The organism is Trinickia sp., from assembly GCF_051961175.1.
GTDB lineage: Bacteria > Pseudomonadota > Gammaproteobacteria > Burkholderiales > Burkholderiaceae > Trinickia.
The window spans coordinates 1-6908 of sequence record NZ_JBQCDN010000174.1 but is presented as its reverse complement, the minus strand read 5'-3'; the positions used below and the strand labels follow the sequence as shown (position 1 = coordinate 6908).

At 62.9% G+C, this 6908-nt stretch carries 7 protein-coding genes and 1 pseudogene; 3 read left to right on the top strand and 5 right to left on the bottom strand.

Features of this window, described 5'->3' with window-relative positions; all coding sequences use genetic code 11:
- Positions 1-11 precede the first annotated feature (11 nt).
- The 3 genes from ACTHL0_RS09990 to ACTHL0_RS09980 all read left to right on the top strand — a co-directional run bounded on the left by ACTHL0_RS09990 (position 12) and on the right by ACTHL0_RS09980 (position 2043).
- Complete coding sequence (locus ACTHL0_RS09990) at positions 12-536, top strand: gamma carbonic anhydrase family protein (protein ID WP_440566568.1); 525 nt, start codon at positions 12-14, stop codon at positions 534-536.
- A 59-nt stretch (positions 537-595) separates the two neighbouring features.
- Positions 596-1546, top strand: coding sequence for an Hsp33 family molecular chaperone HslO (gene hslO, locus ACTHL0_RS09985; RefSeq protein WP_440566566.1), 951 nt, complete (start codon positions 596-598; stop codon positions 1544-1546).
- 116 nt (positions 1547-1662) lie between these two features.
- Complete coding sequence (locus ACTHL0_RS09980; RefSeq protein WP_440566567.1) at positions 1663-2043, top strand: hypothetical protein; 381 nt, start codon at positions 1663-1665, stop codon at positions 2041-2043.
- Positions 2044-2175: 132 nt separating this feature from the next.
- Here ACTHL0_RS09980 and ftsB read toward each other — a convergent pair whose 3' ends face one another.
- From ftsB to ACTHL0_RS09955, 5 genes and pseudogenes are all read right to left on the bottom strand, one after another.
- On the bottom strand, positions 2176-2634 hold the full coding sequence (ftsB, locus tag ACTHL0_RS09975) for a cell division protein FtsB (RefSeq protein WP_440566565.1): 459 nt from the start codon (positions 2632-2634) through the stop codon (positions 2176-2178).
- Positions 2635-2737: 103 nt separating this feature from the next.
- Positions 2738-4021 (bottom strand): phosphopyruvate hydratase, encoded by a 1284-nt coding sequence (eno, locus tag ACTHL0_RS09970; RefSeq protein WP_102611888.1) that lies wholly within the window; start codon positions 4019-4021, stop codon positions 2738-2740.
- A 46-nt stretch (positions 4022-4067) separates the two neighbouring features.
- Entirely contained in the window at positions 4068-4922 is an 855-nt protein-coding gene (gene kdsA, locus ACTHL0_RS09965; RefSeq protein WP_440566564.1) for a 3-deoxy-8-phosphooctulonate synthase, read from the bottom strand.
- Positions 4919-6577 (bottom strand): CTP synthase, encoded by a 1659-nt coding sequence (locus tag ACTHL0_RS09960; protein WP_440566563.1) that lies wholly within the window; start codon positions 6575-6577, stop codon positions 4919-4921. Before ACTHL0_RS09960 ends, kdsA begins: the two co-directional genes overlap by 4 nt.
- Before the next feature lie 115 nt (positions 6578-6692).
- Positions 6693-6908, bottom strand: a pseudogene (locus ACTHL0_RS09955) (alpha/beta hydrolase); the annotation flags it as partial.

Here is a 6908-nt window from a genome sequence, read left to right as displayed (position 1 = left end):
AAGGAGACATTGTGCCGATCTACAAGCTGGGAGAACACGCTCCCACGATTCACGAAAGCGTCTTCGTGGCCGATACCGCCACGATCGTCGGCAAGGTCACGCTCGAGGAAAACGCCAGCGTCTGGTTCGGCGCAGCCATTCGCGGCGACAACGAGCCGATTGCGATCGGCGTGGGCAGCAATATCCAGGAAGGCGCCGTGCTCCACACCGATCCGGGCCGCCCGCTCTCGATCGGCCGCGACGTGACGGTCGGGCACCAGGCGATGCTGCACGGCTGCACCATCGGCGATGGCTCCCTCGTCGGAATTCAAGCGGTGATCTTGAATGGTGCGGTCATCGGCCGCAACTGTCTGGTCGGTGCCGGCAGTGTCGTGACCGAAAATAAGACGTTCCCCGACCGGTCGCTGATCTTGGGCGCGCCGGCTCGCGTTGCCCGGGAACTGACGGACGAGGAAGTGAAAGCCCTCGCGCAAAGCGCCCGCAGCTACGTCGATCGCCGTGACCTGTTCAAGGCACAGCTCGTGCGAATCGGCTAAAGAGCGGCGCGGCTTCGCCGCCGGTGTTGCCGGCGGTATCGATGATTGAAGGAAGAGTTGTGGACGACCAGTTGCAAAAATTCATGTTCGCCGCCGCGCCCGTACGCGGCGAGATCGTTTCGCTGCGTAACACGTGGCAGGAAGTGCTCACGCGCCGTCAGTACCCCACGGCGGTGCGGGACATCCTCGGCGAAATGATGGCCGCGTGCGCGTTGTTGTCGGCGAACTTGAAGTTCGACGGCACCATGATCATGCAGATTTTCGGCGACGGCCCGATCAAAATGCTTGTCGTGCAGTGCAGCTCGGAATTGACGATGCGCGCAACCGCAAAAATCTCGAGCGAATTCGACGAGACGCTGAACGGCACCCTGTCGTTCGTCGAGTTGCTGAACGCGAGCGGCCACGGGCGCTGCGTCATCACGCTCGACCCGAACAACAAGATGCCCGGCCAGCAGCCGTACCAGGGCATCGTGCCGCTTAATGGACACGACGGCCCGCTGCAGTCGATCGCGCAGGTGCTCGAGCACTACATGCACCACTCGGAACAGCTCGATACGCGGCTATGGCTCGCCGCCAACACCGAGCGCGCCGTCGGCATGCTGCTGCAAAAGCTGCCCGGCGACGGCGGCATCGTCCCTCATGCGGGCGAGCATGACGCCGATACCTGGGAGCGCGTCTGCGTGCTCGGCGGCACGCTCTCGCAGGACGAGCTGCTCAAGGAGGAACCGCAGACGGTCTTCAAGCGTCTATTTTGGCAAGAGAACGTGCAGCACTTCGCCCCGGCGCTCACGCGCTTCGAATGCAGCTGCACGCGGGAACGGGTCGGTTCGATGCTGAAGATGCTCGGGCGCGAGGAAGTCGATGGCGTGCTCGTCGAACAAGGCCGGGTGGAAATCCACTGCGAGTACTGCAACCAACGCTACGAGTTCGATCCGGTCGACATCGCCCAGCTGTTCGCGGCCAGCGAAGTCTCGGCCGGCGTCGCGCCGGTGCAATCGCAGCGGCATTGAGCGCCGAGCCGTTCGCCCATGCGCGGCGCGGCCGGACGCACGATCCGCGTCGTTCGTCGACTAACCGGAGTTCGCCAATCATGAACGCATTGCCCCGCCCTCATCAGCCGGCCGCATTGGCACCGGTGTCCCGGCGCGCCATTGCCGCAGGGGCTTGCGCGGCGGCGCTTGCCGCGCTTTCCGGGTGCATCGTCGCCCCGCCGCCTCCGCCGTCGGGAATCATTCTGAGCCGCCTCGCTCCCGGCCAGCCGGGCGCTGCCGAGAGCGCGCATCCGCTCAGCCCCACAGAGCAAAAGCGGTACGCCGACATCGACAAGCAGGTCATCCGCGAACAGAACGAAGCGATCGCCGCCGATGCATGGGCGCGCTACTACACGCCGTACTACTACTCGCCGCCCGTTACGTTCGGCGGCTACTACGGTAGATGGGGCGGGTGGAACAGCGGATGGGGTGTGGGGTATTACAGTCCCGGCTACTATCCGGGCTGGTGGTGGTAACCCGCTGAAGCGGGCAACGCGCGCACTGGCGAACGCGGCACCGACGCCAAGGCCTGCAAAGGAGGCTTGTAGCATCCGCGCTGCCCTTCCCCGCCGGGAAGGTGGAAGACGAGGCTTGGCAGGCTTTCCGAATCAACCCGCGCCGTGGTGCTTCGGGGCAGCTGCGTGCTTGCCCTTCTCCGCGGCATGCTTCTTTTCCGCACGCTTCGGCTTTTCGCGCGAAACAGGGTTCGGCACGACACTGACGGGCGCCGCCGAGACGACCCCGCGCGTGGACGTGTTACTCGGCGCGAGCGTGGCGGGCACGCTCGAATTGGCATTCGGCGAAACGAACTGCACGAATACTTCGCCGTTCTTGACCATCCCCATCTCGTAGCGCGCGCGCTCCTCGACGGCGGACGTGCCGTTTTGCAGATCCTGGACTTCGCCTTCGATCCGCTCGTTACGCAGCTTTTCGTCAGCGTTCTTTTGTTGTTGCGCGGCCAATTCGCCGCGAAGCTCGTGAACGTTGAGCCACCCGCCATGGCCCCACCAGAGCGGATACTGAATCAGCGCGAGCAGGGCGAGAAGGACAACAGTGACGAGGCGCATTCAAAAGGCCGCAGATTCAAAATCGCCCCGTGCGCCCCAAGGAATGCCCTTGGGGTGAAGCACGGGGCGTCATGCTAAACGAACGAGTCAGGCGAAAGGCGAATTAACGAAGGTTATAGAACGTCGATTTGCCAGGGTAGCTGGCGATATCGCCGAGATCTTCCTCGATACGCAGCAATTGGTTGTATTTCGAAATGCGATCGCTGCGCGAGAGCGAACCCGTCTTGATCTGACCGGCGTTCAAGCCCACGGCGATATCGGCGATCGTCGAATCTTCCGTTTCGCCCGAGCGGTGCGAAATGACGGCCGTGTAGCCGGCGCGCTTCGCCATTTCGATCGCAGCGAACGTTTCGGTCAGCGTACCGATCTGGTTGATCTTGATGAGGATCGAGTTCGCGATGCCTTTCTCGATGCCTTCCTTCAGGATGCGCGTGTTCGTGACGAACAGATCGTCGCCGACGAGCTGGATCTTCTTGCCGAGCTTGTCGGTGAGCAGCTTCCAGCCGTCCCAGTCGCTTTCGTGCATCCCGTCTTCGATCGAGACGATCGGGAATTTATCGGCGAGCGTGGCGAGATAATCGGTGAATTCGGCCGACGACAGTTGCAGGCCCTCACCGGCCAGCTGGTACTTGCCGTCATGGTAGAACTCGCTGGCCGCGCAATCGAGCGCGAGCAGCACGTCTTCGCCCGCGCGGTAACCCGCCTTTTCGATCGCCTGCAAGATGGCCGACAAGCATTCGGCGTTGCTGCCGAAGTTCGGCGCGAAGCCGCCTTCGTCGCCCACGGCCGTGCTCATGCCGCGATCGGACAGGATCTTCTTGAGCGCGTGGAACACTTCGGCGCCGCAACGCAGCGCTTCGCGGAACGTCGGCTGGCTGACCGGGACAATCATGAACTCTTGAATGTCCAGGCTGTTGTTCGCGTGTGCGCCGCCATTGACGATGTTCATCATCGGCACCGGCAGTTGCATCGCACCCGAGCCACCGAAGTAACGGTACAGCGGGAGGCCCGCTTCCTCGGCGGCCGCCTTCGCGACGGCCATCGAAACGGCCAGCATCGCGTTGGCGCCGAGGCGCGACTTGTTGTCGGTGCCGTCGAGCTCGAGCAGCGTCTTGTCGAGGAACGCCTGCTCCGAGGCATCCAGGCCCATGATCGCTTCGGAAATCTCGGTGTTGATATGCTCGACCGCCTTGAGCACGCCCTTGCCGTTGTAGCGGCCGGCTTCGCCGTCACGCAGCTCGATCGCTTCGCGCGAGCCCGTCGACGCGCCCGAAGGCACTGCCGCACGGCCCATCGTGCCCGATTCGAGCAGCACATCGCATTCGACGGTCGGGTTGCCTCGCGAGTCCAAAATCTCACGGCCGATGATATCTACGATTGCACTCATGATTTCCTCTAGAAAAGACGATGAATTTCTCGTTTGACGGGTGCAGTCAGTTGAAATCGCGCTCGATGAACGGAGTGCGTTTCACGACGGTATCCAATGCGACCAACGTCTCCAGCAAGTCGCCCATGCGCCGCAGCGGCACGGCATTGGGGCCGTCCGACAGCGCGCACGCGGGATCGGGGTGCGTCTCCATGAACAGGCCCGCCACGCCCACGGCCACGGCCGCACGCGACAGCACCGGCACGAACTCGCGTTGCCCGCCCGAGCTCGTGCCCTGCCCGCCCGGCAACTGCACCGAGTGCGTGGCGTCGAATACGACGGGGGCGCCCGTGTCGCGCATGATCGCGAGCGAGCGCATATCGGAGACGAGGTTGTTGTAGCCGAACGACACGCCGCGCTCGCACGCGAGGAAGCGGTCTTCCGACAAGCCGGCCTCGCGCGCCGCGTCACGCGCTTTGTCGATGACGTTCTTCATGTCGTGCGGCGCGAGAAACTGACCCTTCTTGATATTGACGGGCTTGCCCGAGCGCGCGCACGCGTGGATGAAATCGGTTTGACGGCACAGGAATGCCGGCGTTTGCAAGACATCGACGACCGACGCGACTTGCTCGATCTCGTCGATGGCGTGCACATCCGTCAGCACCGGCACGTTAAGCTGCCGCTTCACTTCGGACAGGATGCGCAAGCCTTCGTCCATGCCAAGCCCACGGAACGACTTGCCCGAACTGCGATTGGCCTTGTCGTACGAGGACTTGTAGATGAACGGGATGCCGAGCTTCGCGCAAATCTCCTTGAGGCGGCCTGCCGTATCGATCGTCATCTGTTCCGATTCGACGACGCAGGTGCCCGCGATCAGAAAAAACGGCCGATCGAGACCGACTTCGAAGTCGCACAGCTTCATGCCTTCTCCTTGCGCGTTTCGTGACAGGCCAGCGCCGCTTCGACGAACGACTTGAACAGCGGGTGGCCGTCGCGCGGCGTCGACGTGAACTCAGGGTGGAACTGCACGCCCACGAACCACGGATGCAGGCTGCGCGGCAGCTCCATCATCTCCGGCAGGTCCTCGCTCGGCGTACGGGCGCTGATGATAAGGCCACCGGCCTCGAGCTGCGGCACGTAGCGGTTATTGACTTCATAACGGTGACGGTGACGCTCGTTCACATCCTTGCCGTAAATCTCTTCGGCCAGCGTGCCGGCCTTGACCGGGCAACGCTGCGAACCCAAGCGCATCGTGCCGCCGAGATCCGATTCGTCGGAACGCTTCTCGACACGGCCTTCGCGGTCGTACCACTCAGTGATGAGCGCGACCACGCGATGCTCCGTGGCCGTATCGAACTCCGTGCTGTTCGCGCCTTGCAGGCCCACGACGTCGCGGGCGAACTCGATCACGGCCAGCTGCATGCCAAGGCAGATGCCGAGATACGGCACCTGTGCTTCACGCGCATGGCGGATCGCGGCGATCTTGCCTTCCGTCCCGCGGCGGCCGAAACCGCCCGGTACGAGCACGGCGTCGAGATGCTTGAGGCTTTCGACGCCCTCGGCTTCGATCTGTTCCGAATCGATGTACTCGATGTTGACCTTCGTCGACGTATGCACCGACGCATGGCGCAGCGCTTCGATCAGCGACTTGTACGATTCGGTCAGATCGACGTACTTGCCGACCATGCCGATCGTGACTTCGTGCTTCGGGTGCTCCAATTTCTCGACGATCGCCGACCACATCGTCAGATCGGCCGGCTTCGGTTGAAGCTTCAGTTCGTCGCAAATGATGCTGTCGAGCCCTTGGTCGTGCAGCATTTGGGGAATCTTGTAGATGCTGTCGGCGTCCCACACCGAAATGACGGCTTCTTCGGGCACGTTCGAGAACATCGAGATCTTCTTGCACTCGTCGTCCGGGATCGGACGATCGGCACGGCACAGCAGCACGTGCGGCAAGATCCCGATTTCACGCAGCTTTTGCACGCTGTGTTGAGTGGGCTTCGTCTTGAGTTCGCCGGCCGTCGCGATGAACGGCACGAGCGTCAGGTGCACGAAGCACGCGCTGTTGCGGCCGAGACGCAGGCTCATTTGCCGCGCCGCCTCGAGGAACGGCAGCGATTCGATATCGCCCACGGTACCGCCGATTTCGACGATCGCCACGTCGGGCTCGCCGCAGGTGGCCGATGCCGCACCGCGTTCGATGAACGCTTGAATCTCGTTCGTGATGTGCGGAATCACATGCACGGTCTTGCCGAGGTAATCGCCTCGACGCTCCTTGCGGATCACCGATTCGTAGATCTGCCCGGTCGTGAAGTTGTTCGCGCGGCGCATCTTCGTGCTGATGAACCGTTCGTAGTGACCGAGGTCGAGATCCGTCTCAGCGCCGTCTTCGGTCACGAATACTTCCCCGTGCTGAAACGGGCTCATCGTGCCGGGATCGACGTTGATGTAGGGATCAAGCTTGAGGAGGGTGACTTTAAGACCGCGCGATTCGAGAATCGCGGCGAGAGAAGCGGCGGCAATGCCCTTGCCGAGGGACGACACTACGCCGCCGGTGACGAAAACATATTTAGTCATCGCTGAATGCTCGCGGGAAAAACGGATTATACCTTAGGGTCCGCTCTCAGATGGAACATGCGTGCGTCATACGGCACACGCTTGCGTCATCGCGACACCCTGAGCATCTGATCCGCTAACCCGCCCCGCGCAGCCTATTCAACATGCCCAGCAGCGCCCGCGCCGTCTCGATCGGCCGCTCCATCGGGAACAGGTGGCTGCCCTCCATCCACTCGATGCGGCCGTGCGCCGCGCGTTGCGTCGCCTCGAGCCCCACTTGCCGGATTTCCTTCGAGTGCGTGCCGGCGATGAAGCCGAGCGGCACCGGTGCGCCGTGCGCGAGCCGCGGGCC

Bases quoted from the DNA above. Each gene is read 5' to 3' on its own strand.
- ftsB (WP_440566565.1), bottom strand. From the start codon at position 2,634: ATGCGCCTCGTCACTGTTGTCCTTCTCGCCCTGCTCGCGCTGATTCAG.
- eno (WP_102611888.1), bottom strand. From the start codon at position 4,021: ATGAGTGCAATCGTAGATATCATCGGCCGTGAGATTTTGGACTCGCGA.
- kdsA (WP_440566564.1), bottom strand. From the start codon at position 4,922: ATGAAGCTGTGCGACTTCGAAGTCGGTCTCGATCGGCCGTTTTTTCTG.
- ACTHL0_RS09960 (WP_440566563.1), bottom strand. From the start codon at position 6,577: ATGACTAAATATGTTTTCGTCACCGGCGGCGTAGTGTCGTCCCTCGGC.